Here is a 1582-nt window from a genome sequence, read left to right as displayed (position 1 = left end):
CACCATCAGCGACAGCGGTGACTGCGGATGATCTCTACGATGACGTGGGTGCAATACAAGGCACCATCAGCAACAGTCCAGATAGCCTGACAGACGACACCCGTCCAACCTACTCAGGAACAGCAGATGCCTCAGTTGCGACCGTGAAAGTCTACGACAATGGCGCGTATCTAGGCAGTGCAACCGTAGGAACAGATGGCAAATGGAGCTTCACTCCAGCAACGCCAATTGGAGCAGGATCGCATAGCTTTACTGCGAGCGGTGTCGATGCAGCAGGCAACGAAGGCCCACAAACCACGGCCTGGGCGTTCAAAGTGGTCGGTGCAGCGCCATCAGCGCCATCGATCCAAAGCGTACTAGACGATCAGGGCAGCGTTACTGGCGAACTGCAAAAGAACCAGACCACCGATGACCGCACCCCAACCATCAGTGGTACCGGGCAAGTGGGTGCAGTGGTGACTGTTTATGTTGACGGAACAGCGGTGGGTTCAAGCACCGTGGCCGCAGATGGCACCTGGAGCGTAAAAACCACAGATCTTGGCGCAGATGGCGTGAAGAACCTGGTGGCGAAACAAACCGATGGAGCAGGCCAATCGAGCCCTGATTCAGGTGCCTATCCGATTGTACTGGATACCACAGCACCAGCGACACCAGGTGTGGTGACTGCGATAGACGATCAAGGAGTGGTACAAGGTCCGATCGCCAATAATGGCACCACCGATGACAAGAACCCGGAATTCAAGGGGACAGGTAGCGCAGGTGATGTCATTACCATCAAAGATGGTGAGAGCGTATTAGGCAGCACCACAGTCGGCGCAGACGGCACATGGAGCTTCACGCCATCGACTGGCTTGGACGAAGGTAAACATAGCATCACCACCACAGCGACTGATCCAGCAGGCAACACCAGTGCGGCCAGCGATGCGCTCAACTTTACAGTAGACAGCAGCAATGTCGTGGTCAGCATCAACAAAGCGATTGATGATGCAGGCAGCAAAACAGGCGACCTTGCCAACAACGCAGCGACCGATGACACCACACCAACGCTAGTAGGTACAGGCACCGTCGGTGCAGTGGTAAGCATCAGTGTTGACGGTGGTGCCGTCGTTGGTTCAGCGGTGGTTGACAGCAATGGTAACTGGAGCTACACCTTACCAAGCCAAAGCGAAGGCACCCACAGCTATACCGCCACTGCGAGCAATGCAGCGGGTACCCAAGGTACAGCCAGCTTCACCCTAACCATTGATACCACAGCACCGGATGTTCCAAGCATTGGTCAAGTGAATGACGATGTGGGTCTCATACAAGGTCCATTAACTCAAGGTGCGAGCACCGATGACACCACACCAACCCTCACCGGAACAGGTGCAACGCCAGGTGATGTGATCAAGGTATATGATGGCAACGATCTGGTGGGCAGTGTGACCGTTGGAGCGGATGGCAACTGGAACTACACCATTCCTGCACCTGGCTTGACAGAAGGTTCACATGACCTGAGCGTCACAGCGACTGATCCAGTAGGGAATGAGAGTGGCAAGAGCGATCCATTCACCCTGACTGTTGATCTGACTGCACCGACTGC

The 1582-nt window shown here is 55.2% G+C and carries 1 protein-coding gene; it reads left to right on the top strand.

The window, feature by feature from the left end; genetic code table 11:
* Positions 1–17: 17 nt before the first annotated feature.
* Positions 18–1582, top strand: a 1565-nt coding sequence (locus F952_RS00005; protein WP_323806889.1) for an Ig-like domain-containing protein, incomplete at its 3' end; no start/stop codon positions are given.

Origin of the sequence: Acinetobacter baylyi DSM 14961 = CIP 107474 (genome assembly GCF_000368685.1) — a bacterium.
GTDB lineage: Bacteria > Pseudomonadota > Gammaproteobacteria > Pseudomonadales > Moraxellaceae > Acinetobacter > Acinetobacter baylyi.
The sequence above is the reverse complement of the archived record's forward strand: the minus strand, read 5'-3'. Positions and strand labels throughout refer to the sequence as shown.